At 69.7% G+C, this 25,520-nt stretch carries 20 protein-coding genes and 1 pseudogene; 3 read left to right on the top strand and 18 right to left on the bottom strand.

All coding sequences use genetic code 11. The features are described from left to right. Positions 1-177, top strand: a pseudogene (locus GGR64_RS20860) (IS110 family transposase); the annotation flags it as partial. 257 nt (positions 178-434) lie between these two features. On the opposite strand, the gene GGR64_RS11375 reads toward GGR64_RS20860, so the two are convergent. The 4 genes from GGR64_RS11375 to GGR64_RS11390 all read right to left on the bottom strand — a co-directional run bounded on the left by GGR64_RS11375 (position 435) and on the right by GGR64_RS11390 (position 4,852). Continuing rightward, positions 435-2,612, bottom strand: coding sequence for a carboxy terminal-processing peptidase (locus GGR64_RS11375; RefSeq protein ID WP_184645931.1), 2,178 nt, complete (start codon positions 2,610-2,612; stop codon positions 435-437). A gap of 233 nt (positions 2,613-2,845) precedes the next feature. Continuing rightward, complete coding sequence (gene lipA / locus GGR64_RS11380; RefSeq protein ID WP_160966755.1) at positions 2,846-3,856, bottom strand: lipoyl synthase; 1,011 nt, start codon at positions 3,854-3,856, stop codon at positions 2,846-2,848. A 22-nt stretch (positions 3,857-3,878) separates the two neighbouring features. Then, a complete protein-coding gene (lipB, locus tag GGR64_RS11385) occupies positions 3,879-4,586 on the bottom strand; it encodes a lipoyl(octanoyl) transferase LipB (RefSeq protein ID WP_184645933.1) in 708 nt (235 codons plus the stop codon). Continuing rightward, positions 4,574-4,852: a YbeD family protein gene (locus tag GGR64_RS11390; protein ID WP_160966751.1), complete on the bottom strand. Its 279-nt coding sequence runs from the start codon at positions 4,850-4,852 to the stop codon at positions 4,574-4,576. The genes lipB and GGR64_RS11390 overlap by 13 nt, the downstream gene beginning before the upstream one ends. Positions 4,853-5,206: 354 nt before the next feature. On the opposite strand from GGR64_RS11390, the gene GGR64_RS11395 reads away from it, so the two are divergent. After that, the gene (locus GGR64_RS11395) at positions 5,207-6,259 is read left to right on the top strand and encodes a lipid A deacylase LpxR family protein (protein ID WP_184645935.1); all 1,053 of its coding nucleotides are present in this window, start codon (positions 5,207-5,209) and stop codon (positions 6,257-6,259) included. A 227-nt stretch (positions 6,260-6,486) separates the two neighbouring features. Here the strand turns inward: GGR64_RS11395 and GGR64_RS11400 are convergent, their stop codons facing one another. The 14 genes from GGR64_RS11400 to GGR64_RS11465 all read right to left on the bottom strand — a co-directional run bounded on the left by GGR64_RS11400 (position 6,487) and on the right by GGR64_RS11465 (position 24,305). Continuing rightward, complete coding sequence (locus tag GGR64_RS11400; RefSeq protein ID WP_160966747.1) at positions 6,487-7,698, bottom strand: D-alanyl-D-alanine carboxypeptidase family protein; 1,212 nt, start codon at positions 7,696-7,698, stop codon at positions 6,487-6,489. Between the two features lie 149 nt (positions 7,699-7,847). Continuing rightward, positions 7,848-9,335, bottom strand: coding sequence for a septal ring lytic transglycosylase RlpA family protein (locus GGR64_RS11405; protein WP_184645937.1), 1,488 nt, complete (start codon positions 9,333-9,335; stop codon positions 7,848-7,850). Continuing rightward, complete coding sequence (gene mltB, locus GGR64_RS11410) at positions 9,332-10,468, bottom strand: lytic murein transglycosylase B (protein ID WP_184645939.1); 1,137 nt, start codon at positions 10,466-10,468, stop codon at positions 9,332-9,334. The genes GGR64_RS11405 and mltB overlap by 4 nt, the downstream gene beginning before the upstream one ends. Before the next feature lie 196 nt (positions 10,469-10,664). Further along, the gene (locus GGR64_RS11415; RefSeq protein ID WP_184645940.1) at positions 10,665-12,056 is read right to left on the bottom strand and encodes an NAD-dependent succinate-semialdehyde dehydrogenase; all 1,392 of its coding nucleotides are present in this window, start codon (positions 12,054-12,056) and stop codon (positions 10,665-10,667) included. A gap of 65 nt (positions 12,057-12,121) precedes the next feature. Beyond that, positions 12,122-13,528, bottom strand: coding sequence for an NAD(P)(+) transhydrogenase (Re/Si-specific) subunit beta (locus GGR64_RS11420; protein WP_184645943.1), 1,407 nt, complete (start codon positions 13,526-13,528; stop codon positions 12,122-12,124). A gap of 4 nt (positions 13,529-13,532) precedes the next feature. Continuing rightward, positions 13,533-13,862, bottom strand: coding sequence for an NAD(P) transhydrogenase subunit alpha (locus GGR64_RS11425; protein WP_184645944.1), 330 nt, complete (start codon positions 13,860-13,862; stop codon positions 13,533-13,535). Positions 13,863-13,865: 3 nt separating this feature from the next. Then, entirely contained in the window at positions 13,866-15,005 is a 1,140-nt protein-coding gene (locus GGR64_RS11430; RefSeq protein ID WP_184645946.1) for an NAD(P) transhydrogenase subunit alpha, read from the bottom strand. A gap of 254 nt (positions 15,006-15,259) precedes the next feature. Beyond that, positions 15,260-16,690 carry a glycosyl hydrolase family 28 protein gene (locus tag GGR64_RS11435; protein ID WP_260302997.1) on the bottom strand — a complete coding sequence of 477 codons (1,431 nt, stop codon included), beginning with the start codon at positions 16,688-16,690 and terminating at the stop codon, positions 15,260-15,262. After that, a complete protein-coding gene (locus GGR64_RS11440) occupies positions 16,687-18,027 on the bottom strand; it encodes a virulence factor family protein (RefSeq protein WP_160966741.1) in 1,341 nt (446 codons plus the stop codon). The genes GGR64_RS11435 and GGR64_RS11440 overlap by 4 nt, the downstream gene beginning before the upstream one ends. Positions 18,028-18,353: 326 nt before the next feature. Beyond that, on the bottom strand, positions 18,354-19,460 hold the full coding sequence (gene rodA, locus GGR64_RS11445) for a rod shape-determining protein RodA (protein ID WP_160966739.1): 1,107 nt from the start codon (positions 19,458-19,460) through the stop codon (positions 18,354-18,356). Further along, entirely contained in the window at positions 19,457-21,517 is a 2,061-nt protein-coding gene (gene mrdA, locus GGR64_RS11450) for a penicillin-binding protein 2 (RefSeq protein ID WP_184645948.1), read from the bottom strand. Before mrdA ends, rodA begins: the two co-directional genes overlap by 4 nt. Position 21,518: 1 nt before the next feature. Next, positions 21,519-22,004 carry a rod shape-determining protein MreD gene (gene mreD, locus GGR64_RS11455; RefSeq protein WP_048491037.1) on the bottom strand — a complete coding sequence of 162 codons (486 nt, stop codon included), beginning with the start codon at positions 22,002-22,004 and terminating at the stop codon, positions 21,519-21,521. After that, positions 22,001-23,089 carry a rod shape-determining protein MreC gene (mreC, locus tag GGR64_RS11460; protein ID WP_184645950.1) on the bottom strand — a complete coding sequence of 363 codons (1,089 nt, stop codon included), beginning with the start codon at positions 23,087-23,089 and terminating at the stop codon, positions 22,001-22,003. Before mreC ends, mreD begins: the two co-directional genes overlap by 4 nt. 169 nt (positions 23,090-23,258) lie before the next feature. Then, positions 23,259-24,305 carry a rod shape-determining protein gene (locus GGR64_RS11465; protein ID WP_010343692.1) on the bottom strand — a complete coding sequence of 349 codons (1,047 nt, stop codon included), beginning with the start codon at positions 24,303-24,305 and terminating at the stop codon, positions 23,259-23,261. A 257-nt stretch (positions 24,306-24,562) separates the two neighbouring features. On the opposite strand from GGR64_RS11465, the gene GGR64_RS11470 reads away from it, so the two are divergent. Continuing rightward, the gene (locus tag GGR64_RS11470) at positions 24,563-25,495 is read left to right on the top strand and encodes a carbohydrate kinase family protein (protein ID WP_160970804.1); all 933 of its coding nucleotides are present in this window, start codon (positions 24,563-24,565) and stop codon (positions 25,493-25,495) included. Positions 25,496-25,520: the final 25 nt, after the last annotated feature.

The following is a 25,520-nucleotide window of genomic DNA, read 5'->3' on the forward strand; positions in this document are numbered from 1 at the left end:
GCCCTGGTGGCCATGACCCACAACCCGGTCATCCGGGCGCTGAAACAGCGGCTAAGCGAACGCGGCAAAGCCGGCAAGCAGATCGTGTGCGCCGCTATGCGCAAGCTCCTGCACCTCGCCTATGGCGTCCTCAAATCGGGCACCGCGTTCGACCCGAAAAGGGGCCTTGCCTGCTAGGGGATAAGACGGTATCTACGACGACACGCATCAAGCGCACGGCAGACCAAACGCCACGCCCGCGGTTCTCACCAATCACCAAAAAACTGCAGGCCGGCCCCTCAGTCGCCCAACCCTCCGCACGCATCGATGCAGCGGGCGATCGACGGGCGCACGGCGATGGCGCACGCCTGCCCTGCAAAGCCCGAACCTGCAATGAAAAACGCGCCATCGCTGGGCGATGGCGCGTTCGGTGTTCGCGACGGTGGAGCGCGAGCTCAGTCGGCCCAGCGCCCCGGGCCGGTGGACTGCGGCAGGACCTGCACCGACAGCGGATGGTCCTTCTCCAGCAGATTGACCGCATCGCTGAGGATCGAGGCCGATTCACGCAGCAGCGGATCCGGGCGCTTGTCGACCAGCTTCTCGCGCGCGGCGTCCTTGACGATGTCGCGCTCGTTGCCGGTCAGGCCGTCGTCGCTGCTGTCGTCGGCCAGCGGATCCAGCGGCAGGCCGAGCTGCTTGCGGATCTCCTGGCGCTGCTTGCGCTGCGCATCCTGCTTCTCACGCTCGGCGCGGCGCTCGGCCTCGTTGAGCACCACGTACTTCTTCGCCGCCTCGTCGCGGAACTGGCGCACGTCCTCTTCCCACCACTGGAATTCCTTGTCGCTGGCGATGCGGCTGTTGTGCAGCGCCTCCAGCTTCGGCAGCAGCGGTGCGAAATTGCCGTACTGGGTGTGCGGCACCGCGGCGATGCGGCTCCACGGCAGTGCGTTGTCGTAGGTGCTTTCGCCGAACTCGGTGGCATCGACGCTGGCCGGGAAGGCGATGTCCGGCACCACGCCCTTGTGCTGGGTGCTGCTGCCGCTGACGCGGAAGAACTGGGCGATGGTCAGCTTGACCTGGCCGAAGCGGTCGGTCTCGTTGGCCGGCCAGCGGTCCAGGTCGACGATGTTCTGCACCGTGCCCTTGCCGAAGCTGGTCTCGCCGATGATCAGGCCGCGGCCGTAGTCCTGGATGGCGCCGGCGAAGATCTCCGAGGCCGAGGCCGAGCCGCGGTTGATCAGCACCGCCAGCGGGCCGTCCCAGGCCACGCCCGGGTTCTGGTCGCTGTTGACGGTGACGCGGCCGCCGGATTCACGCACCTGGACCACCGGACCCTGCTCGATGAACAGGCCGGTCAGTTCGATCGCCTCGTCCAGCGAACCGCCGCCGTTGTTGCGCAGGTCCAGCACCACGCCGTCGACCTTGTCGGTCTTGAACCCGGCCAGCAGCTTGGCCACGTCGCGCGTCGCCGAGGCATAGTCCTTGGCGTTGCGGCGACGGCCTTCGAAGTCCTGGTAGAACGCCGGCAGCTTGATCACGCCGATGCGCCGCGCCGGCTCGCCGTCCTTCGCCGGCAGTTCGATGGTCTCGCCCTTGGCGGCCTGTTCGGCCAGGCGCACCTTCTGCCGGGTCAGCAGCACCTGGCGGTGCTTGCCGTCCACGCCGGCTTCGGCCGGGATGTATTCCAGGCGCACCTGGGTGTCCTTGTCGCCGCGGATCTTGGCGACCACGTCGTCGATGCGCCAGCCGATCACGTCCTCGACCGGCCCGGTCTTGCCCTGGCCGACGCCGACGATGCGGTCGCCCGGCTTGAGCGTGCCGTCCAGCGCGGCCGGGCCGCCCGGGATCACCTCGCGGATCACCACCAGGTCGTCCTGCTTCTGCAGCTGCGCGCCGATGCCTTCCAGCGACAGCGACATCTGCTGGTTGAAGTTCTCGGCGGTGCGCGGGGTGAAATAGTCGGTGTGCGGGTCGACGGTGTTGGTGTAGGCATTCATGAAGAACTGAAACACGTCCTCGCTCTTCAGTTCCTTCACCGAGTCGTCGAGATTGGCGTAGCGCCGATCCAGGGTCTTGCGGATGTCGTCCGGCTTCTTGCCGGCCAGCTTGAGCCGCAGCCAGTCGTTCATCACCGACTTGCGCCACAGCGCATCCAGTTCCTGGTCGTCCTTGGCCCACGGCGCGTTCTTGCGGTCGTACTCGAACTTCTCGTCGCCGTCGAAGTTGAAGTCCTGCTTGAGCAGCTTGCGCGCATAGGCGATGCGCTCGTCCACGCGCTGCCGGTACACGGCGAAGATCTGGAACGCCGGTTCCAGCTGGCCCGAGGAGATGTTGGCGCCGAGGTTGTTCTGGAACCCGGCGAACTTGTCGACGTCGGCCTGGGTGAAGAACTGCTTGCTGCCGTCCAGGGTCTCCAGATATTTCTTGAAGACCTCCTTCGAGGTCGCCTCGTCGAGGGCGCGCGGCCGGTAGGCGTAGCGGCTGTCGGAAAGCAGGCCGTACACCAGCTTGGCGGTGGTGGCCTGGTCGGCGGTGGCAGCGGCCGGCAGCGCGGGCGCATCGGTACGGGCGAACAGCGCCAGCGGTGCGGTCAGCGCAAACGCCAGCAGGAAGGCGGAAGCTTTGAATTTCATCTGGGAACTCTCGGCACCAGGCCGTCAGGGGGGCAGCACATCGCGTGAGACAACACGACAGTGACGCAAGTTGCAGGCCGTGTCACCTGTTCATGAAGCAGACTAGCGGCCGACATGCGCAGAAGTGTGAACGTTGCCGGTGCGAGCCGTGTGGACGGTCGCTGTGCGGCGACGAACGTGCGTCGCCGCCGCGGCCATGCGCGATGCGCGCGGGCCATGTACACGAATAAGTGTCAGGCGGCGACGCCGGCGCCGGCAGCCTGGCGATCGGCGTGGTAGGACGAGCGCACCATCGGGCCGGAGGCGACGTGGCTGAAGCCCAGCGCGTTGCCGTACTCCTCCAGCGCCTTGTATTCGTCCGGCGTCCAGTAGCGCATCACCGGGTGGTGGTGCGCGGTCGGCTGCAGGTACTGGCCGATGGTGACCATGTCCACGTCGTGCGCGCGCAGGTCGCGCAGGGTCGCCTGCACCTGCTCCAGGGTCTCGCCCAGGCCGAGCATGATGCCGGACTTGGTGGCGATGGCCGGATGCTGCGCCTTGAACTTCTTCAGCAGGGTCAGCGACCACTGGTAGTCGGCGCCGGGACGCACGTTGGGATACAGGTCCGGCACGGTCTCGATGTTGTGATTGAACACGTCCGGCGGATTGGTCGCCAGGATCTCCAGCGCGCGGTCCATGCGGCCCTTGCCGCGGAAGTCCGGGGTCAGGATCTCGATGCGGGTGGTCGGCGCGGCGGCGCGGATCGCGCCGATGCAGTCGGCGAAATGCTGGGCGCCACCATCGCGCAGGTCGTCGCGGTCGACGCTGGTCACCACCACGTACTTCAGGCCCATGTCGGCCACGGTCTGCGCCAGGCTGGCCGGCTCGCCGGCGTCCGGCGGCTTGGGCCGGCCGTGGGCGACATCGCAGAACGAGCAACGCCGGGTGCAGACCTCGCCCAGGATCATGAAGGTGGCGGTACCGTGGCCGAAGCACTCGTGGATGTTCGGGCAGCTGGCCTCTTCGCAGACGGTGACCAGACGGTTCTCGCGCAGCTTGGCCTTGAGGGTCTGCACCGCATTGCCGGAGGGAATGCGCACGCGGATCCACGAGGGTTTGCGCAGCACCGGCGCGTCGGCGAACTGCACCGGCGAGCGCGCGATCTTGTCGCCGCCCAACTGCTTGACGCCGGTCTGCAGCGGCGCGGAGGCGCTGTCGCCGGAAAGGACCTGCAAGGGAATGGAGCGTGCGCTGGGCTGGGTCATGGCGTGGTCGGCGGGCAGGCGGTCAGGCCGCGTGCGTGAGCGAGAGGTCGGGCAAGGCGTCGAGCGGCTGCAGGGTCAGCCCGAACTGGCGCGCCAGTTGGGCCAGCAGGACCGGAGTGACCGCCTGCATGCCGGAGGGACCGCCCAAGTCTAGCACCGCGGTCACCTGCAGGCCCTGGTAGCCGCAGGGATTGATCCGGTGGAACGGCTCCAGGTCCATCGCCACGTTGAACGACAGGCCGTGGAAGGTGCAGCCGCGGCGCACGCGGATGCCGAGCGCGGCGACCTTGGCGCCGCCGACGTAGACACCCGGCGCGCCCTCGCGGCGCTGGCCGAGAATGTTCCATTCGTCGAGGGTGTCGATGATCGCCTGCTCGATGCGGCACACGTAGTCGCGCACGCCGATGTGCAGCCGGCGCAGGTCCAGCAACGGGTACACCACCAACTGGCCGGGGCCGTGGTAGGTGACCTGGCCGCCGCGGTCGACCTGCAGCACCGGGATGTCGCCTGGCGCCAGCACGTGTTCCGGCTTGCCGGCCTGGCCGAGGGTGAATACCGGGTCGTGTTCGACCACCCACAACTCGTCGGGGGTCGCCTCGTCGCGCGTATCGGTGAAGCGCTGCATTGCGCGCCACACCGGCTCGTAGGGCTGGCGGCCCAGCTGGCGGACGCGGCACGGCGGCAGCGTCGTTGCCGGCGCCACTGGCGCGTCCGCGGCTACAGCGTCCACTTCACTTCCGGGTGTTCCCGCAGCGCCTGGTGCGCGGCGTCGTACTGGGCGCGGTCCGCGGCACGGAAGGCGATGCGCACCGACACGTACTTGCCGTTGGACGAATGCTTCCAGCTGATGCGCTCGTCCATCACCTCCACGCCGGCGGCGGCGAGCAGGCGCGGCAGCTCGGCCTCCAGGCCAGTGTCGGCGGTGCCCATGGCGCTCAGTTCGAACACGCCGGGGAACTGGAAACCGTGATCGGGATTGTCGGAAGTGATGTCCATGCCCGCATTATCGGGCCGGCGCCGGACAAACCCAAGGCCGCGCCCGAGTGAGCCGGCAGTGCTCCGGCACCCGGGACCGCGCAGGACAGGGTACCGACCAACTGACCAGGCGTCGTCGTGGCGTGGCCTCCTGCCGGGGGCAGTGCCTCCCTGCCCCCGCACGGTGCACCACCGCCTTCACACGACAAGAGGGCAAATGGGACGGACAAACCCAAACGGACGAATTTGTCCGCTACGCCACATTTGCCTATCCTTGTCGCACGGGCTGCGTTCATGGTCCGGGGTGTTCGCCGGCATCGGCTGCCGCAGGCGCGCATCGCCGCTCACTCCCCCTCCCGACCAGAGACGCCGTCCATGCCGTCATCGCGCCCGTTTCTCCCCCTTGCCGCCGCGCTCGCCCTCGCCGCGGCGCCGGCCGCCGCCACCGAATGCCCACGCGAGACGCGGGGGGCGACCCCGCCCACGGTCAACTTCCGCCTCGACAACGATCTGTTCGGCGGTGCCGGCCAGGATCAGGGCTATACCAACGGCTTCGGCCTGATCCTGGTCTCGCCGAACCTGCGCGACTACACCGACGACCCCTGCCTGCCGCGGCTGGCGCGGGCGGTGAACCGCTCTCTGACCTGGCTGCAGCCGAACAGCGACTTCACCCAGCGCAACATGACCTTCGCGATCGGGCAGGCGCTGTTCACCCCCACCGACAAGACCCGCCGCGACCTGATCGAGGACGACCGTCCCTACGCCGGCCTGTTGCTGACGAACATCGGCTACAACGCGCGCAACGACGACCGCCTGCGCACCACGCAACTGACCCTGGGGCTGATCGGCCCTTCGGCACAGGGCAAGCAGGTGCAGGATGCGGTGCACGAGGTGCTCGGCGACGCCAAGTTCCAGGGCTGGGACAACCAGTTGCACGACGAACCGGTGTTCCGCGTGCTGCACGAACGCATGCGCCGCTGGTCCGGCGAGGGCAGCCGCGACGGCTGGGGCTGGGACGCGATCAGCCACTGGGGCGGCGCGCTGGGCACGCTGGACACCCACGCCAATGCCGGCATGGAACTGCGCCTGGGCTGGAAGCTGCCGGACGATTTCGGCAGTTCGCCGCTGCGTCCCGCCGGCGAGAACGTCGCCCCGCCCGCCAGCAGCGTGGGCAGCGGCTGGTCGGCGCATCTGTTCGTGACCAGCGACGGCCGCTGGGTACTGCGCGACATCACCCTGGACGGCAACACCTTCCGCGACAGCCACAGCGTGAAGAAGCGCCCCTTCGTCGGCGACGCCGGCGTCGGCCTGGCGGTGACGCGCGGCAAGTGGAAGTTCGCGCTCGCCCGCTACTGGCGCACCCGCGAATTCGACCTGCAGCGACAGACGCCGGTATTCGGGAGTTTCACGATCAGCTATCGGCTTTAGCCGCCGGGATTGGGGAGTCGGGATTGGGGATTCGCAAGTCTTCGCGAGCGCGCAGTGCCGTACGAGCGGCTTCAGCCGCGACGCGTTACCGGTAACGTGTCGCGGCTGAAGCCGCTCCTACAAAAACGAGAGGCAGCATGCGTTGTCGCCACCAATCCCGAATCCCCACTCCCGAATCCCCAAGAAAAAAGCCGGCGTCAGCCGGCTTTTTTCGAGAGGAGAGGAACTTACTCCGATTCCCACCACATCCAGAAGCTGTCCCACAGACGCTTGAAGAAGCCGGCCTCGTCGACCGCCTTCAGCGCCACCAGCGGGGCCTGCGCCACCACCTTGCCGTCCAGACTCACCTTGACCATGCCGATCTGCTGGCCCTGCTTGATCGGCGCTTCCAGGGTCTTGGGCACTTCGATCGCCGGCTTCAGCTCGTTGTAGCGGCCGCGCGGCACGCTGACCAGCAGCGGCTGCGCCACGCCCAGCAGCACCTGCTTCTCGGTGCCCTTCCACACGCGCTGCTGCGCGACCTGCTTGCCCGGCTCGTACAGGCTGTGGGTCTCGAAGAAGCGGAAGCCCCAGTTCAACAGCGCCAGGCTGTCCTCGGCACGCTGCTTCTCGGAGCTGTCGCCCATCACCACTGCGATCAGGCGCTGGTCGCCGCGCTTGGCAGAGCTGAGCAGGCAGTAGCCGGCCTCGGAGGTGTGGCCGGTCTTGATGCCGTCCACGCTGGGGTCGCGCCACAGCAGCAGGTTGCGGTTCGGCTGGGTGATGTCGCCGACGCGGAATTCCTTGATCTTGTTGTAGGCGTAGGTTTCCGGGTAGTCGCGCACCATCGCCCGGCCCAGCAGCGCCAGATCGTAGGCGGTGGTGTAGTGGCCTTCGGCCGACAGGCCGTGGGCGTTGACGAAGTGCGAGCCGGTCATGCCGATCTTCTTCGCGTACTCGTTCATCAGCGACGCGAAGGCTTCCTCGCTGCCGGCGGTGTGTTCGGCCAACGCGATCGCCGCGTCGTTGCCGGACTGGATCGCCATGCCCTTTTCCATGTCTTCCAGGCGCGCGGTCTTGTTGACCGGGAAGCCGCTGTAGCTGCCGTCGGTACCGGCACCGCCCTCGCGCCAGGCGCGCTCGCTGAGCATGACCTGGTCGTCGCGGGTGATCTTGCCCAGCTTCAGTTCGGCCGCGATCACGTACGAGGTCATCACCTTGGTGATGCTGGCCGGGGCCACGCGTGCGTGTTCGTTCTCGCCGGCCAGCACCTGGCCGGTGGCGTAGTCCATCAGCACCCAGGACTTGGACACGGCCGGCTTCGGCGCGGGCGGGATCGCCACGGTGGCCGGAGCGGCGGCAGCAGCGGGCGGCGGCGCGGGAACCGGGCCGGGCGTCTGCGCGGAAACCAGGCCGACGGCGAACGTGGCCACGGCAGCGACGGCGAAGCGGAATTTCATCTAAAACGACTCCTGGCGGGCCCGAAGGCCGATGGAAAACGCGACATTGTAGGCCGAGCCGGCGCCCTGGCAGGCGCGGCGCGGACACGTGCGCGAACCGGCGTTAAGCCATCGGCGCGGCGCAGGCGCGCAACGGCGGGCGCGACGCCTCAATCCTTGACGATCTGCGGCCGGCCGAAACCCAGGCCAGCGATGCGGGTGGCCAGCTCCGCGGCGCGGCCATGGTCTTCGGCCGCCACCCGCAGCCGCCACAGGGTGCGGCCGCCGGAGACGATGTCGCTGATGCTGGCGCCGACGATGCCGGCCGAAGCGAGCTGCGACAGCGCGCGGTTGGCGTTCTCGCGACTGGCGAAGCTGGCCACCTGCAGCAGGATGCCGAGCGGCCCGCGCGCGCTGTCGGCCTCGGCGCGCGGCGCGGTGGTGGCGACCGGCGCGGGCGGAGTCGCCGGCGTCGCCACGGCGACGGTCGGCGCTGCCGCGGCGGCCGCAGGCGCGGCAGTGGGCTTGGCCGTCGCGACGCCACGGGATCCGCGTGCCGGCGCACTCGCCGCGGCCACGCTGGGCGCGGGCGTGGTCGGCTTGCCGGTGGCCACGCGCACGCCGCGCGACTTCATCCAGGCATCGAAGCGATCGGCATCGCCGACCCGGCCCGGCGCGTCCTGCACGCGGTAGCGCCAGCGCTCGCCTTCCGGCAGCGCCGCGGCCGTAGCGGTCGCCGCCGCGGCGGTCGGCGCGGCAACCGCGGGCACCGGAACCGCGCGCGCCGGCACGGTCGCGGCGGCGGCCACGGTGTCGCCGGCCGATCCACTCGATTTCGCCGGCAGGGTCTTCACCAGGTCGTCCATCTGCGCGGCGCGCCGCACCGCGGCCGGATCGCGCGTGGTGGCGTCGCTGCGCGCGCTGGCCAGCAGCGTCGCGGGCTGGCGGCCGGTACGGCGACGCGCCAGCAGATCACCGTTGTCGGCCGGGGTCAGTCCGCGCACTTCCACGCGGCCGGTGCCCTTGCCGGTGATGCCGAGCTTGACCGCCGCCGCGTAGCTCAGGTCGATCAGCCGGTCGTCGTGGAACGGGCCGCGGTCGTTGATCCGCACCACCACCGATTCGCCGTTGTCCAGGTTGGTGACCAGAGCGAAGCTGGGCAGCGGCAGGGTCTTGTGCGCGGCGGTGAACGCGTACATGTCGTAGACCTCGCGGTTGGAGGTCAGCCGGCCATGGAACTTGCCGCCGTAGTAGGAGGCGGTACCGCGCTCGACGTAGCTGTGCGGATCTTCGATGACCACGTACTCGCGGCCCAGCACCGTGTACGGCGAGCGGTTGCCGATCGCCGAACGCGGTTCGTCGGTGACCAGCGGCTCGGGGATGCAGGCGACGTTGGGCACGTAGTCCGGGGTGGTATCGCGCACGCCGGGCGCGTATAGGCCGCCGGCGGTGTAGTTGCCGCGCTTGGACGGGTCTTCCTTGGCCGGCGCGTAGGGCGAGGTCGACGGGCAGCCGGTGGCGACGTGCGCCGGTCCCTTGCCCTCGACGCGGATGCCAGGGCTGGCGCCGCCGGCGGTCTTCTTCGGAGCGCTGCTGCAGGCGGCCAGCGCCAGCACAGCGACGACGGGAGCGATCCGGAGCAGCGCGTTCGGGTTCATGCCGGGGGTAACTCCTTGCCGGCGATGGCCTGGGACAGTTGATAGACGGCCATCGCGTACATCTTGGAATTGTTGTAGCGGGTGATCGCGTAGTAGTTCTGGAAGCCCAGCCAGTACTGCTTGCCGGTACTGCCGTCGAGCGTGATCGGGGTGGCGCCGCCGGCCGTCGCCGGCACCGGCGCGGTCGGCGTGTAGCCGCGCGCGGCCAGGTCGGCCAGGGTGTAGGTCGGGGTCCAGTCGCTGGGATTGAATTCCTCGGCGCCCGGACGCAGCGTCGCCGGCACCGCGACCACGCCGTCGCGCACCCAGCCGCCCTTCTTGACGAAGTAGTTGGCGATGGACGAGAACGCGTCGTCGTAGTCGGTGAACAGGTTGCGCTTGCCGTCGCCATCGCCATCGACCGCGAACTGGCGGTAGCTGGAGGGCATGAACTGGCCCAGGCCCATCGCGCCGGCATAGCTGCCGATCAGGGTGGTGATGTCCAGGTTCTCCTCGCGGCCCAGCGCGAACAACTGGCCGAGTTCGTCGCGGAAGAACAGTTCGCGGCGCACCTCGCGCTCGAGCTTGGCCGGATCGCCGCTGCGCGGATAGCGGAACGCCAGCGTGTACAGCGCGTCCAGCACGCGGTAGGAGCCGGCGTTCTTGCCGTAGCTGGTCTCCACGCCAATGATCGCCACGATGACTTCGGCCGGCACGCCGGTGCGCGCCTGCACCCGATGCAGTTCGTCGCGATGCGTGGCCAGGAACGCGCGGCCGCCATCGATCCGCGCCTGGCTGATGAACATCGGCCGGTATTCGCTCCACGGCTTGACCCGCTCGGCCGGGCGCGACATCGCCGCAACGATCGCATCCTTGAATTGGGCCTGTGCCAGGGTCGCCTCGATCTGTGCTGGCTCCATGCCGTACTTGGCCGCGGTATCGCGGACGAAGTTGGCGCGGGCGACCTCGAACGGCACCGGGGTCAGGTCCACCGGCGGTGCCTGCACCACTTCCGGGGCGGCCTCGGCCGGTGGTGCCGGGCGCGGCGCAGGCGGCGGCGCGCTGGCCTGCGGCGGCGACGGTGGCGCCTTGGGCTGGGTCGCGCATGCGACCAGGCCAAGCGTGAGCAGGCAAATCAGCGAGCGTCGGATCATGCCGGCAGACTACCAGATTCAAGATGAATTTCTACCAATAACGCCATGAAACAAAAGAACTTTGCCGCAGGTCATGTGCGGCTGCAGCATGACCTGCAGCAACTGCGGGGCGCACGCCGTGGTCCCGGGCGTGGCGGCGGCACAAAAAAGCCGCCGGGGTTGCCCCCGACGGCCCCGCCTGCGCATGGCGCCCCGCTCAGAACGGCGCGTCGATGTCGACCACGTCGATCAGCTTGTGATTGACGAATTCCTTGATGCCCAGCCCGATCAGTTCGCGCCCGTAGCCGGAACGGCGCACGCCGCCGAACGGCAGGTCGGCCTTGACCATGGTCGGGTGGTTGACGAACACCATGCCGGTGGAGATGCGCCTGGCCACCGCCACGCCGCGCGCATCGTCGCCGGTGAACACCGAGCCGCCCAGGCCGAACGGCGAATCGTTGGCGATGCGCACCGCGTCGTCCTCGTCCCTGGCGCAGAACAGCATCGACACCGGGCCGAAGAACTCCTGGTGGTAGGCCGGGTTGTCCGGGGTGACGTCAGTGAGGAGGGTCGGCTGCACGAAGGCGCCCTGCACCGGCACCGGCGGCCCGACCTCGGTCGCGGTGGCGCCATGCCTGACCGCCTCGGCGATCTGCCGCTTCAGGTCGTCGGCCGCGCCCTGCGAGGACAGCGGCGCCAGCGTGGTCGCCGGATCCATCGGATCGCCCGCACGCAATGCCGCCACGCCGGCGCGGTAGCGCTGCAGGAACTCCTCGTACATTTCCTGCACCACGATCATGCGCTTGGACGACACGCAGACCTGGCCGCCGTTCCAGTGGCGGCCGAACACCGCCCACTTCACTGTCTTCTCCAGTGGCGCATCGTCCAGCACCACGAAGGCGTCGGCACCGCCCAGTTCCATGGTCGACTTCTTCAGCGCCTTGGCCGCCTGGGCCGCGACGATGGCACCGGCGCCTTCCGACCCGGTGAGCGCCACGCCGTGCACGCGCGGGTCGTTGAGGATGGTCTCGACCTGGCCGCGGGTGGCGTAGAGATTGGCGAAGGCCCCGGCCGGTAGCCCGGCCTCGGCCATCAGCGCCTCGAACTTGGCCGCGCACTGCGGCACGTTGGAGGCGTGCTTGAGCAGCACGGTGTTGCCGGCCGACAGTTGCGGGGCGATGATCCGCGCGATCTGGTAGTACGGGAAATTCCACGGCTCGATCGCCAGCAGCACGCCCAGCGGCTCGTGCACCACCATCGCCCTGCCCTCGGCCGGATCGGCCACCGGCAGGTGCTCCGGCGCCAGCAAGCGCTCGGCGTTGACCGCGTAGTACTCGAAGATGTCCGCCGACAGCCGCACCTCGGCTTCGGCCTCGCCGATCAGCTTGCCCATCTCCAGGGTCAGCAGGCATGCGTACTCGCGGGTGTTCGCGCGTAGCAGCCGCGCTGCCGCATGCATCACCTTGGCGCGTTCGGCGAAGGAGGTCTGCTTCCAGTGCTGGAACGCGGCGTCGGCGGCGCCGATCGCGGCCAGCACCTGCGCATCGGTGGCCTCGGGGAAGCTGGCGAGCAATTCGCCGGTGTAGGGATTGCGGGTCGTATAGGCCATGGTGGTGTCCTCGTGGAAGGTCGGAAAGCGCCGGACGCCTCGCGCCGGCGCGGGAAGCGGTTGGGTCAGGCGGCCAGTTCCTTCACCGCCTGCACCATGCGGTTGAGCACCGCGGCGGCGTCGCCGTAGACCATGTCGCAGTTGTCGCCGTAGAACAGCAGGTTCTCCACGCCGGCGTAGCCCTTGCCCTGGCCGCGCTTGATCACGTAGACCTGATGCGCCTGGTCGGCGTTGAGGATCGGCATGCCGTAGATCGGCGAGGCCTTGTCGGTGCGCGCAGCCGGGTTGACCACGTCGTTGGCGCCAATCACCAGCGCCACGTCGGTGCTGGCGAAGCTGTCGTTGATGTCCTCCATGTCGTAGATCAGGTCGTAGGGCACGCCGGCCTCGGCCAGCAGCACGTTCATGTGCCCGGGCATGCGCCCGGCGACCGGATGGATGGCGAACTTCACGTCGACGCCGGCGGCCTGCAGCAGCTTCACCAGCTCGTACAGGCGCCCCTGCGCCTGCGCCACGGCCAAGCCGTAGCCGGGTACGATGATCACGCTGGAGGCGTAGCGCATCGACGTCGCCGCATCGCCCGGCTCCACCGCGGTCATGCGGCCCTGCACGTCGCCCTGCACGACCGCGGCGCCGTCGCCGAAATTGCTGAACAGCACGTTGCCCAGCGAGCGGTTCATCGCCTTGGCCATCAGCACGGTCAGCAGGGTGCCGGCCGAGCCGACCACCATGCCGGCGATCATCAGCGCCGGGTTCTGCAGGGCGAAGCCTTCCAGGCCCACCGCCAGGCCGGTGAACGCGTTGTACAGCGAGATCACCACCGGCATGTCGGCGCCGCCGATCGGCAGCGTCATCAGCACGCCGAAGCCCAGCGCGGCAATGAAGAACGCCGGCGCCGCCCAGGCGCCGCCCGTGCCGGTGACCACCAGCGCGCCGAGCACCAGCGCGGCCAGGAACATCGCGCCGTTGAACGCGCTCTGCCCCTTGAACCGCCAGGCGCTGTTGATGCGGCCATCGAGCTTGGCCCAGGCGATCACCGACCCGGACAGCGAGATCGCGCCGATCAGCGCGCCGAGCACGGTCACCGCCAGATGCAGGCCGCCCTGCTGCGGCTGCCGCGCGGTCAGCGCCACCCCGGCCACCGCCGCGGCCGCGCCGCCGCCCATGCCGTTGTACAGCGCCACCATCTGCGGCATCGCGGTCACCGCCACGCGGCGACCGCTGTACCAGGCCCAGCCACCGCCGAGCGCCAGGGCCAGCAGCGCCAGTGCGAGATTGGTCAAGACATGCGGCTGCGCGCCGGGTTTCAGGTCGGCGAGATAGCCGAACGCGGCGGCGACCGCGACCAGCATGCCGATGCCGGCCAGCACGATGCCGCGCAGCGCGGTCACTGGCGAGGACATGTGCTTGAGGCCGAGAATGAACAACAGAGCGGCGGCGAATCCGCTGACCTCCACCAGTAGCTGCAGCATGACGCTATTCCTTCGGGGGGATGGATGCGGAGGCGGGCTTGGCGCTGGGCTTGAACATCGCCAGCATGCGATCGGTGACCACGTAGCCGCCGGCGGCATTGCCGGCACCCAGCAGCACACCGACGAAGCCGATCGCCTGGCCAGCGACGGTATCGGCGTTGAACAACGCGTGCATCGCGCCGACCACGACGATGCCGTGGACGAAGTTGGAACCGGACATCAGCGGCGTGTGCAGGATCGACGGCACCTTGCCGATCACTTCGTAGCCGGTGAACGCGGCCAGCATGAACACGTACGACGCGATCAGCCAACTCATCGACAGATCCAGTGACATGACTCAGGACTCCTTGACGGGAACGGGCGTGGCGGCCTGCAGCGGCGGGTGGCAGAGGCGGCCGTCATGGGTGAGCGCGGTGCCGGCGACGACCGCGTCGTCGAAGTCCGGCGCCAGTGCGCCATCGCGCACCAGCAGGTCGAGCAGGCCCAGCAGGTTCTTGGCGTACAGCTCGCTGGCGTGCTGGGCCAGCGCCGAGGGCACGTTGCGCGGGGCGACCAGGGTGATCGGGCCCACTTCCACGGTCTGCCCCGGCACGCTGCCTTCGCAGTTGCCGCCGCTGTCGGCGGCAAGATCCACGATCACCGCGCCGGGCTTCATGCCGGCGATCTGCTCGCGATCGATCAGGATCGGCGCGGTGCGCCCGGGCACGTTGGCGGTGGTGACGATCAGGTCGGCCTGCTGGATGTGCTGGGTCAGCACCGCCGCGGCCTTGGCCCTTTCTTCGGCACTCAGTTCGCGCGCATAGCCGCCCTCGCCGCGCGCGTCGATGCCGGTGTCGACGAAGCGCGCGCCGACCGACTGCGCCTGCTCGCGGGTTTCCGGACGCACGTCGTAGCCTTCGGTGATCGCGCCCAGCCGGTGCGCGGTGGCCAGCGCCTGCAGGCCGGCCACGCCCAGGCCCATCACCAGCACGCGCGCGGCACGCAGCGAACCGACCGCAGTGGTCATCATCGGCAGGATGCGCGGCAGGTGCACGGCGCCGAGCAATGGCGCGTAGTAACCGGCCAGCGCGGCCTGGCTGGACAGCACGTCCAGCGCCTGCGCGCGGCTGATCCGCGGCACGGTCTCCATCGCGAAGGCGGTGATGCGGCGTTCGCACAGCAGCTCCAGCAGGCCCGGCGCCTTGGCCGGGTACAGCATCGCGATCAGCATGCTGCCCGGGCGCAGCGCCGCCACCGTGCGCAGCGACGGCGCCTGCACCGCCAGCAACAGATCCGCGCCGGCCACCACCTCCTGCGCATCCTCGAGCACGGTGGCGCCGGCATAGGCCGCATCCGGCAGCCGCGAACCGCTGCCGGCACCGGCCTGCAGGCGCAGCTGCGCGCCCAGCTTGGCCAGCTTCGGCAGCACCGCGGGCACCATCGCCACGCGGCGCTCCTCGGCTTGTTCTTCCCTCAGGACTGCAACGGTGAACGCCATGATCGCGGCTCGCTTGGAGGATGCGTGCACTGTGCGCGCCGGCCGACGCGCGGGCATTGATCCGGATCAAGCGCGCCGCACCATCACGGGCAAGAACGCGCACGATGAGCGCAGCAAGGTGGCGGAACGCTGCGATGTGACAGGACGATTGCAGCGCGTGGCGGCTCACGCCGTCGCCTCCGCAAGACGCAGGTACCGACTGCTTCGCGCCACGCGGGCGCGCGCCGAGTGGCCGTCGGCGTTGCGCGCGCGGGCTACAGCGCCGGAAACACCGGCGCATGCGCGCAGGCGGGGACCGACCCGGCGAGGGTTGCCGCGTAGGTGGAAGCCGCGCTGCTGTCCTCGCTCAAGCGCAGGTCGGACTGATCCACGCCGATGTGCGCGTTGCTGGCATGCAGGGCGGTGACGTCGGCGGCCACGTGCGCCAGCACCAGGTCCAGCGGCGTCGCGGCGCTGTAGCCCTGCACGGTGCTGCCCTTGCCGGCGGGCGTGTCCTGCGCGCGCAGTCCGTCGACCACGATCCCGGCGAAGGTCGGCACGCTGCCGCTGCGGCTGCCACCGTGGTCGTGGCCGTACAGCGGCGTGATCACCAGCGGCCTGGCCACGCCGAACAGGCAGGTGTTGCGGTAGAGCACGTCGCGCACCGGGCCGCCCTTGGCCAGGCCGGTCTTGATGCGCAGGCCGTTGTTGTCGGTGGCGACGATGCCGTCGGCGTCATGACCGACCACGCTGTTGCCGTCCACCAGCACGTTGCCGACGCCGTACATCACCTCGCTGCCGATGGAGATGCCGTGGGTGCCGTAGAAGCGCGAGTCGCGCACGGTGATGTCGGCCGAGCGCGCGGCACTGGTCTTGATCGCGATGCCGTCGTCGCCGGCCATCACGTCATTGTCGGCCAGGGTCGCGTTGCGCACGCTGTCCAGATCCAGGCCGTCGGTGTTGGGGCTGTTGGCGGGCGCCCTGACCCGCACGCCCCACACGGTGACGCCGTCGCCGCCGTGCACGAAGACGTGGAAGTACGGCGCGTCGAGCAGGTTGACGTGATAGAGCTGCAGATCGGCGACGTCCTGCGCACGGATCAGGTCGGGCGCGTTCTGGGTCTGGCCGGCGGCCTTGGCGCTGCGCGCGAACTGCCACCAGCTGTCGCTGCTGCCGAGCATCGGCAAATCGCCGCGGCCATCGATGCTGCCCTGGTGGCCGGCGGCGTCGCGCACGCCCATCACCCCCAGCGCGCGCCCCTGCAGGGTGATCAGCGCGCGGCAACCGCCGCTGCGGGCCGCCGCCTGACCGCAGGCGTTGCGGCCAGGGACCTGATAATCGGCGGGCTGGCGCGAGGCGAACAGGGTCACGCCACTGTCGATCGCCAGCGTGGTGTTGCTGCGAATGGTCAACGGCCCACTGAGGAAGGCAGTGCCGCGGCCGGCGCGCAACAGCACCGCGCCATGCGCGCCGTCGGCGCAGCGGTCGAGCGCGGCCTGGATGCGCGCGGTGTCCGGCGGGCTGCGCTCCTGCGCATCGGCGAAGCGGCGTTGCTGCGCCTGCAAGGTGGCGTCCAGGGTCATGCACAGCGGCGGCAGGCGCGGTTCGACGACGCGGCGGGAATCGCCGGTCCCCGCCGCGCTGCCGAACGCAGCGGCGGCAAGCAGGCCGCCGAGCAGCAGCGCCGCGCGCATGCGCGAGGTCATTGCCGGAGTGCCGCCTGCGGTGGCTGCGGCGTGGCCGAGGGCGATGCCGCGGCCGGTGCATGGTGCGGCGGCGTCCGCAGTTCGGCGATGGGCTGCGCGCCGGCGGACAGCTGCTGCCAGCGTGTGTCGACGATCGTCGCCAGGCCGGCCGGACGTTCGTCGAAATGGTGACCACCGTGCAACACCACGACCTCCGCGCCGCGCGCGCGCAATTGCGGGCAGAGCGTATCTTTCTCCTTGTCGCCGTACACGCACAGCAATTGCGCCGCGGGAATGCGCGCCAGTTCCGGCTGCACCGGCAGCGCGTCGTCGTCGTCGCCGAGATTGAGCCAACCGCGCACGCGGATCTGGAAATCGGCCTTGTGCTCCAGGCCCAGCAACGCCACCAGGCCGACCTGCTCGCGCTGCGCCGGCGGCAGCCGGTTGACCATGAACGGCAGCGTGGTGGCACCGAAGGAATAGCCGACCAGCAGGATCTTCTGCGGACGCCAGCGCTGCTGGTAGTAGGCGATGACCCGGCTCAGGTCGGCGCTGGCGCGGGCCGGCGGCTTGGCCCGCCAGAAGTAGCGCAGGCTGTCCCAGCCGACCACGGCGATGCCGCGCCGCTGCAGGGCCTCGGCCATGCCCTTGTCGATGTCGCGCCAGCCGCCGTCGCCGGACAGCACGATGGCCAGCGGCGCGCCCGGGGTCGCCGACGGCAACTCGGTCAGCGGCAGATCGTCCAGCGCGCCGCCGCGGCCGCGCGCATGCAGGTGCGCGGCGACCCGCGCGGCCAGCGCGGCATCCACGCCGCCATCGGCCGGTGCCGCCACGGTGTCGACGAAGCCCTGCGCCGCGGTGGCGGCGGCGGTGCCGGCGCAGACCTCGGTGGGTGCCGGCGCCACGCCGATGGCGCCGCCCAGGGTCGCGGAGGGCGCCGCGCCGACGATGCGCGCGGCCAGGGTCGCGGCGGTGCCGGTCCCGGCCAGGACCGGCAGGTAGTAGCTGTCGCCGTGCAACTGCCGCTGCAGCCGCCGGCTCAGCCGTTCGGCGTCATGCCAGGCCTTGTCGCAGCCGTGGCCGCCATGGCGCAGGTGCTTCAGATAGCGCTGGCCGTCGACCACCGCGACCAGCGCGCCGCTGGCGGCGATGCGCTGCGCAGCGGCCTGCCGCTGCGCCGGGCTACCGCTGGCCAGCAGGATCACCACGCCCTGCGGCGCGCCCTGCGGATGCACCAGGGTCGTGCGGCCATAGCCGCGGACGTGCAGCGCCCCCGGCGGAAAGTAGTAGCGCAGCAGTGCGTAGCCGCTCAGGCCCAGCACCACGCTCGTCAACAGCAACACGCGCAGGAATTTCATCAATACGCATCCATCTCGGCCAACGCCGAGCATCGGGACAACCACGGGAACGGCGAGGGAGCGGCGGACGACGCGAACGGACGGGCCAGGGCCCGGATCGGCGGATGCGCTGCGTGGGGTGCCTCGGCGATGTGGGCTGGGATGGATGCGCGGGGTCGCACCTGCCTGCCCGGAAGTTCCTGCACGCGTGTGGGCCGGGGGGAGCGGCGCGCGTCACGTGGCATCGACGCGCATTGTGCGCATGCGCGACACGCGCCGCAATAATGCAGTCACCTGCCTGCAAGGGCGCGGTTAAGCCAGCGCGCAGCGGCCGCGGTGCCGCTCGCTCAGTAGCCGTGCACCGGACGGTGCGCCTTCACCGCCATCACCAGGCCCAGGCCGGCCAGCAGCGACACCGCCGAGGTGCCGCCGTAGCTCATCAGCGGCATCGGCACGCCGACCACCGGCAGCAGTCCGGAGATCATGCCGCCGTTGACCAGCACGTAGACGAAGAACGCCAGGCCGGTGGCACCGGCCAGCAGCCGCGAGAAGGTGTCGCGCGCCTGCGAAGCGATCCACAGGCAGCGCCCGATCACGATCAGGTACAGGGTCAGCACCGTGGCCACGCCGATCCAGCCGAACTCTTCGCTGAGCACGGAGAACGCGAAATCGGTGGTCTGCTCGGGAATGAAGTTCAGGTGCGACTGCGAGCCCAGGCCCCAGCCCTTGCCGTGCAGGCCGCCGGAGCCGATCGCGATCTTGGACTGGATGATGTTCCAGCCGGCGCCGAGCGCGTCGTTCTCCGGATTGAGGAACATCATGATGCGGTCCTTCTGGTAGGGCCGCAGCAGCCACAACCAGGCCACCGGCGCGGCCGCGGCGACGCCGCCGACCGCGATGCCCACCCACCACCACGGCAGGCCGGCCAGCAGCAGCACGAAGCCGCCGCTGGCGGCGATCAGCACGCCGGTACCGAAGTCCGGCTGCAGCATGATCAAGGCGGTGGGAATGCCGATGATCACCGCGCTGACCAGCACGGTCGGGATCCGCGGCGGCAGCGGCATGCGGTGCAGATACCAGGCCACCATCATCGGCATGCTGATCTTCAACAGCTCGGCCGGCTGCAGGTAGAACACCTTCAGGTCCAGCCACTGCCGCCCATACTTGCCGGTGCCCAGCACGAACACCGCCAACAGCGGCAGCATCGACAACGCGTAGATCATCGGTGTCCAGGCGCGCAGGCGCAGCGCCGACACCCGCGACAGGCCCCACATCGCCGCCGCACCGATCGCGAAGCGCGCGCCCTGCGCCATCACCAGGTGCATGCCGCCGGCGCTCTTGAGCACCGCCAGCCCCATCGCCATCAACGCGCCCAGCGCCAGGCACATGGGCCAGTCCAGGGTACGGGTGAAGCGGCCGCCGATCTCGACCAGCCAGCGCAGGAAATCCTTCATCGCTCGTCCGGAATTTCGTCGGGAATCGGCGGCGGCGCGGCCTGCAGCGGCACCGCCGCGGCGTCCACCTCGGCCTGGCCGATCAGCACCGGGCGCTCACCGGCGGCCAGCGCGACCGTATCGGCCGCGGCGCGCGAACCCGGATCCTCGGCGTAGTACAGGTGGCTGCCGAAGGCGGTGGCGCCACGCAGGCTGTCCAGCGGCTCCACGCCAGGCGGCAGCCGGCCGAGCAGCCAGGCGTCGAAGATCTTGCGCGCGATCGGCGCGGCGGTACTGGCGCCGTAGCCGCCGCCTTCCACCGCGATCGCCAGGGCGATGGTGGGCTTGTCGGCCGGCGCGAAGCCTTCGAACAGCGAGCGGTGGCGCAGATGCATCGGCAGGCTGCGCGGATCGACCGCCGCCAGCCCCTTGCGGCTGACCACCTGTGCGGTACCGGTCTTGCCGGCCATCTCGTACGGCGCGCCGATGGCGATGGCATGGCCGCTGCCGCCCGGACGCATGGTGTCCATCATGCCTTCGCGCACCGCCTGCAGGTTGCTGGGGTTGTCGCTGATCGGCTTGCTCGTGCCCGGCTGTACCGGCGCCCACGGTTGGTCGAAGGCCTCGCGCGTGGCCATCACCAGGTGCGGCGTGCGCAGTTGCCCATCGGCGAGGCCGGCGACGCCGCGCACCAGTTGCAGCGGCGTCACCTTCCAGTCGCCCTGGCCGATGGCGATGTTGACCGTGTCGCCGGGGTACCAGGCTTCCTTGCGGCTCTTGGCCTTGTACGCCGGCGACGGCACGATGCCGCCGGTCTCGCCGACCAGGTCGATGCCGGTCGGCACGCCGAAGCCGTAGCGGCTCATGTACTGGTCGACCTTGGAGATGCCCATGTCGATGGCCAGCTTGTAGTAGTAGGTGTTCACCGACTGCGCGATGGACTTGCGCAGGTCGGTCCAGCCGTGGCCGCCGCGGTGCGAGTCGCCCCAGCCGCGGCTGACCCCGGGCAGGTAGAACATGCCGGTGGAGAGGATCTTGTCCTCCGGGCGGCGGGTGCCGCTGTCCAGGCCGGCCAGGCCCATGAACGGCTTGATGGTGGAGCCGGGCGCCACGCCGCCCAGCACCAGGCGGTTGAACTGCGGCCGCGACGGGTCGCTGTTGAGCGCCTGGAAATCGGCGTGGGAGATGCCGTTGACGAACAGGTTGGGGTCGTAGGACGGCAGGCTGACCATCGCCAGGATCTCGCCGGTGCGCGGATCGATGGCGATCGCCGAGCCCTGGTAGTCGCCGAAGGCGGCGACCATGGCCCGCTGCAGGTCGGCGTCGATGGACAGGCGCAGGTCGGCGCCGGACTGCGCCGGCACCCGGCCGACGGTGCGGATCGCGCGGCCCTGCACGTTGGTCTCGACCTGTTCGTAGCCGACCTTGCCGCGCAGTTGCTCCTCGTAATAGCGCTCCAGCCCGGACTTGCCGATGTGGGTCAGCGCGGCGTTGCCCTCGCCCAGCGTCTCCAGGTCCTTCTCGTCGATGCGGCCGACGTAGCCGATGATGTGCGCGAACAGGTCGCCGTAGGGATAGTGCCGGGTCAGGTAGGGTTCCAGCTCCACGCCCGGGAAGCGCCAGCGGTCCACCGCGAAGCGTGCCCGTTCCTCTTCGCTGACGCGCAGCTTCAGGGTGATCGGGCGGAAGCTGCGGCTGGCCTTGCGTGCGGCCTGGAAGCGCTCGATGTCTTCCGGCGACAGCGCGATGACCTTGCCCAGCTCGGCCAGCAACGCATCCATGTCGGCGACCTTGTCCGGGGTCACGTCGAGCCGGAACGCGGGCACGTTCTCGGCCAGCAGGCGGCCGTTACGGTCGTAGATCATGCCGCGCCCGGGCACCACCGGCCGCGGCTTGATGCGGTTGGCGTCGGAGCGGGTGGCGTAGACGTCGTGGTCCAGCACCTGCAGCTTGAAGTACCAGCCGCCCAGGCCCAGCAACGCCACCAGCACGCCGAGAAAGCCCAGCGCCGCGCGGCGTCGGAACTGCTCGGCCTCGGCGTGCGGGTTCTTCTGCGCGCGGCGCGGGTGCAAGGCCATGCTACTTGCTCCGCCGGCCCAGCCGCAGCGCGTCCAGCAGCACGAACAGCGGCGGCCACAGCGCCATGCCCAGCAGCGGCGCCCACCAGTAGTTCCACGGCAGCGTCGGCTCGCCGACCGCCAGATGCACCGCCGCGGCGACGATGCGGTCGTTGACCAGCAGGCCGCCGATCGCCAGCGCCTGCTGCGACATCGGGAAAAAGCGGATGCGCGCGCGGAAGCGCTGCAGGATGAAGCTCAGGATCACCAGGCGCAGCGCCTGCTCGCCCAGCACCCCGCCGTACAGCAGATCGGCGAGCACCCCGACCGCAAAGGCGAAGCCCAGCCCGACCTTGTCCGGCGTCTCGATCACCCAGTACGCCACCACCAGCGCCAGCCAGTACGGCCGCAACGGCTGCACCGCCAGCGGCAACGGCATCAGCCCCAACAACAGCGCCACGATCACGCTGACCGGCAACACCCAGCCTTTGCTGCGCAGGCGGCTCATTGGGTGGGCTCCTTTGGAGCCGGGATTGGGGATTGGGGATTGGGGATTGGGGAAGGCCCTGGCTGCTTGGGGGTTGCCGGCGCGGCCGCGGGCCGTGCACGCGGCTGGTCGCTGGTGGCCCGCGAAGGTGCGGCCTGCTGAGGAGCGGACCGTGTCTGTGTGGCCGCCGCAGGCGCCACATGACCATCGCCGCCGCCATTGGCGCCGCTTTTCACCAATCCCGACTCCCGAATCCCCAATCCCGTTGCAGCGGCCGAAGGCCGCAGCAACAACACATCCCGCCCGCGGTCCAGCTTCGCCGCCGGCTTCAGTTCGCCGACCAGGAAGGCGTGGGTGTCGTCCGGGCGCAGGGCGGAGATGGTGCCGACCGGGAAGCCGGCCGGGAAGCGGCCGCCCAGGCCGGAGGTGACGATCTCATCGCCCACCTCGACGCCGGCGCTGAGCGGGATGTCGCGCAGCTCCAGGCTGCCGCCGCGGCCGTAGACGATCAGGCGCACGCCGTTGCGCGCCACCGTCACCGGCACCGCGTGGTCGGGGTCGGTCAGCAGCAGCACGGTGGAGTGCAGCGGGGTCACCGCGATCACCTGGCCCATCAGGCCGCCGGCATCGATCACCGCCTGGCCGACGTGCACGCCATCGCGGCTGCCGGCATCGAGCACCAGCCGCTGTCGGGTCGGGTCCAGGTCGATGTCCAGGATCGGCGCCAGCTGCACGTCCAGGCCGCGGCGCTCGGCCACGCCCAGCAGTTCGCGCAGCTGCGCGTTGTCCAGCGCCGCGGTCTGCAGCCGGGTCAGGCGCGCCTTGGCGATCAGCAGTTCGTTGCGCAACGCGCGATTTTCCTTGACCAGCTGCGCGTGGCTGGCCGCGTTCTCCTGCACCTGGGTGCCCAGCCGCCCCGGCAGGCCGGCCAGCGCCCAGATCGGCTGCACCAGCACCGTGGCCTGGCTGCGCAGGCGGGCCAGCCAGTCGGCCTGCGCGTCGAGCACGATCAGCACCAACGCCAGCGCCAGGTAGACCAGCAGGCGCGGCGTGCTGGCGGATTCGCCGGGGCGGGCGGTGACGGGAGGACCGGCGTAAGGAGGCACGGTTAAAGCCGGGATTGGGGAATCGGGAATGGGGAATCGGGAAGCAACGGCGCGTCCCCGGCGCGATCAGGCCGGGGCGCAGGCGGTGCGGTGGAGACGGGGCCGGCAGTGCGGAGGCGGAGGGGCCATTCTATTCCCCATTCCCGATTCCCCATTCCCGGCCTCACGCTCACTCCGGCGCGAAGAACTCGTTGCCGTGCATGTCCACCAGCTCCAGCGCACGGCCGCCGCCGCGGGCCACGCAGGTCAGCGGGTCGTCGGCGACCTGCACGTGCAGGCCGGTTTCCTCGGAGATCAGCCGGTCCAGGTCGCGCAGCAGCGCGCCGCCGCCGGTCAGCACGATGCCGCGCTCGGCGACGTCGGCGCACAGTTCCGGCGGGGTCTGCTCCAGGGCCAGCTTGACCGCCGAGACGATGCCCGACAGCGGCTCGTGCAGCGCTTCCAGCACTTCGTTGGAGTTGATCTTGATCATCTTCGGCACGCCCTCGGCGAGGTTGCGGCCGGAGATCTCCATCTCCTGCACCACCGCCTGCGGGTAGGCGCAGCCGATCTCCAGCTTGATCCGCTCGGCGGTGGCCTCGCCGATCAGCATGCCGTGGTTGCGGCGCACGTAGTTGGTGATCGACTCGTCGAAGCGGTCGCCGCCGATGCGCACCGACTGCGAATAGACGATGCCGTTCAGCGAAATGACCGCGACCTCGGTGGTACCGCCGCCGATGTCGATGACCATCGAGCCGCGCGCCTCGGTGACCGGCATGCCGGCGCCGATCGCCGCGGCCATCGGTTCCTCGATCAGGTACACGTCGCGGGCGCCGGCCTCCTCGGCCGATTCCTTGATCGCGCGGCGCTCCACCTGGGTGGAGCCGGCCGGCACGCACACCAGCACGCGCGGGCTGGGGCGCAGGAAGCGCGACTTGTGCACCTTCTTGATGAAGTGCTTCAGCATCGCCTCGGTGTAGGTGAAGTCGGCGATGACGCCGTCCTTCATCGGGCGGATGGTGGTGATGTGGCCGGGAGTACGGCCGAGCATCTGCTTGGCCTCGGCGCCGACCGCGGCCACCGAGCGGGTGCCGCCGATCGCCCGGTCCTGGCGTACCGCCACCACCGACGGTTCGTTCAGCACGATGCCCTGGCCACGCACGTAGATGAGGGTGTTGGCCGTGCCCAGATCGATGGACAGGTCGTTGGAGAACATGCCGCGGAGTTTCTTGAACATCGGGGGATTGGGTCCTGGGGCGCGCCGTCGCCAGAATGGCGAAAAAATGGGCAGAAAACGAAGTCCGCTAGCCTAGCAACCCGCCTGGGTACGGGCAAGGAAAATTCTCGCTAAAACCACGCGTTGCGTGGTATCGGCGAGATCGCGATGGATCGTGGTTCTGGCCCTGCCGGGCCGCAGCCGTTACCCTTTGCGCCGCGGCGACCCCGCCCTCGCCCGCCTGAATGCGGGCTCATTCCTCCGCCAAGGCCTGCCCGATGTCTGCACTGATCTGTGGTTCCCTCGCTTACGACACCATCATGGTGTTCCCGGACCAGTTCAAGAACCACATCCTGCCGGACAAGGTGCACATCCTGAACGTGTCGTTCCTGGTGCCGCGGATGCGCCGCGAATTCGGCGGCTGCGCCGGCAACATCGCCTACAACCTGCACCTGCTGGGCGGCAATCCGATCCCGATGGGCACCGTGGGCCAGGACTTCGGCCCGTACCGGGAGCATTTCCAGGCGCTGGGCATCGACCTGTCGCGGATCAAGGTGATCGACGAACTGTTCACCCCGCAGGCGTTCATCACCACCGACCACGACAACAACCAGATCACCGCCTTCCACCCCGGCGCGATGATGCGCAGCTACGAGAACCACGTGAGGGACGTGCCGGGCGTGACCCTGGGCCTGGTCGGCCCGGACGGGCGCGAGGGCATGATCCAGAACGCCGAGGAATTCAGCGCCGGCGGCGTGCCGTTCATCTTCGATCCGGGCCAGGCCATGCCGCTGTTCAACGGCCCGGAGTTGCGCCAGTTCATCGAGCAGGCCGACTACGTGGTGGTCAACGACTACGAGTCCAACCTGCTGCAGGAACGCACCGGCTGGGACGAGAAGGACATCGTCTCGCGCGTGCAGGCCTACATCACCACCCAGGGCCCGAAGGGCGCACTGGTGCACACCCCCGAGAAAACCTACGACATCCCGCCGGCGCACGAGCGCCGCGTGGTCGACCCGACCGGCTGCGGCGACGCCTTCCGCGCCGGCCTGATCTTCGGCATCCAGCGCGGCTGCGACTGGCTGACCATCGGCCGGATGGGCAATCTGATGGGCGCCCTGAAGGTCGAACACCCGGGCACCCAGAACCAGCGCTTCGACTTCGACGAGTTCAACGACCAGTTCAAGCAGCAATTCGGTTACGCCTTGTAAAGGCGGGAGTGGGGATTGGGGATTC

This window comes from Xanthomonas sp. 3307, from assembly GCF_014199735.1.
In the GTDB taxonomy this organism is placed as follows: Bacteria; Pseudomonadota; Gammaproteobacteria; order Xanthomonadales; family Xanthomonadaceae; genus Xanthomonas_A; species Xanthomonas_A rydalmerensis.

Excerpts from the sequence above, each read along its gene's own strand:
- GGR64_RS11375 (WP_184645931.1), bottom strand. The coding sequence starts at position 2,612 with ATGAAATTCAAAGCTTCCGCCTTCCTGCTGGCGTTTGCGCTGACCGCA.
- GGR64_RS11440 (WP_160966741.1), bottom strand. The coding sequence starts at position 18,027 with ATGAAATTCCTGCGCGTGTTGCTGTTGACGAGCGTGGTGCTGGGCCTG.
- mrdA (WP_184645948.1), bottom strand. The coding sequence starts at position 21,517 with ATGGCCTTGCACCCGCGCCGCGCGCAGAAGAACCCGCACGCCGAGGCC.
- GGR64_RS11405 (WP_184645937.1), bottom strand. The coding sequence starts at position 9,335 with ATGAACCCGAACGCGCTGCTCCGGATCGCTCCCGTCGTCGCTGTGCTG.
- GGR64_RS11470 (WP_160970804.1), top strand. The coding sequence starts at position 24,563 with ATGTCTGCACTGATCTGTGGTTCCCTCGCTTACGACACCATCATGGTG.
- mreD (WP_048491037.1), bottom strand. The coding sequence starts at position 22,004 with ATGAGCCGCCTGCGCAGCAAAGGCTGGGTGTTGCCGGTCAGCGTGATC.
- rodA (WP_160966739.1), bottom strand. The coding sequence starts at position 19,460 with ATGAAGGATTTCCTGCGCTGGCTGGTCGAGATCGGCGGCCGCTTCACC.
- mltB (WP_184645939.1), bottom strand. The coding sequence starts at position 10,468 with ATGATCCGACGCTCGCTGATTTGCCTGCTCACGCTTGGCCTGGTCGCA.
- GGR64_RS11390 (WP_160966751.1), bottom strand. The coding sequence starts at position 4,852 with ATGGACATCACTTCCGACAATCCCGATCACGGTTTCCAGTTCCCCGGC.
- GGR64_RS11430 (WP_184645946.1), bottom strand. The coding sequence starts at position 15,005 with ATGGCGTTCACCGTTGCAGTCCTGAGGGAAGAACAAGCCGAGGAGCGC.
- GGR64_RS11435 (WP_260302997.1), bottom strand. The coding sequence starts at position 16,690 with ATGACCTCGCGCATGCGCGCGGCGCTGCTGCTCGGCGGCCTGCTTGCC.
- GGR64_RS11400 (WP_160966747.1), bottom strand. The coding sequence starts at position 7,698 with ATGAAATTCCGCTTCGCCGTCGCTGCCGTGGCCACGTTCGCCGTCGGC.
- GGR64_RS11465 (WP_010343692.1), bottom strand. The coding sequence starts at position 24,305 with ATGTTCAAGAAACTCCGCGGCATGTTCTCCAACGACCTGTCCATCGAT.
- lipA (WP_160966755.1), bottom strand. The coding sequence starts at position 3,856 with ATGACCCAGCCCAGCGCACGCTCCATTCCCTTGCAGGTCCTTTCCGGC.
- GGR64_RS11425 (WP_184645944.1), bottom strand. The coding sequence starts at position 13,862 with ATGTCACTGGATCTGTCGATGAGTTGGCTGATCGCGTCGTACGTGTTC.
- GGR64_RS11395 (WP_184645935.1), top strand. The coding sequence starts at position 5,207 with ATGCCGTCATCGCGCCCGTTTCTCCCCCTTGCCGCCGCGCTCGCCCTC.
- GGR64_RS11415 (WP_184645940.1), bottom strand. The coding sequence starts at position 12,056 with ATGGCCTATACGACCCGCAATCCCTACACCGGCGAATTGCTCGCCAGC.
- GGR64_RS11420 (WP_184645943.1), bottom strand. The coding sequence starts at position 13,528 with ATGCTGCAGCTACTGGTGGAGGTCAGCGGATTCGCCGCCGCTCTGTTG.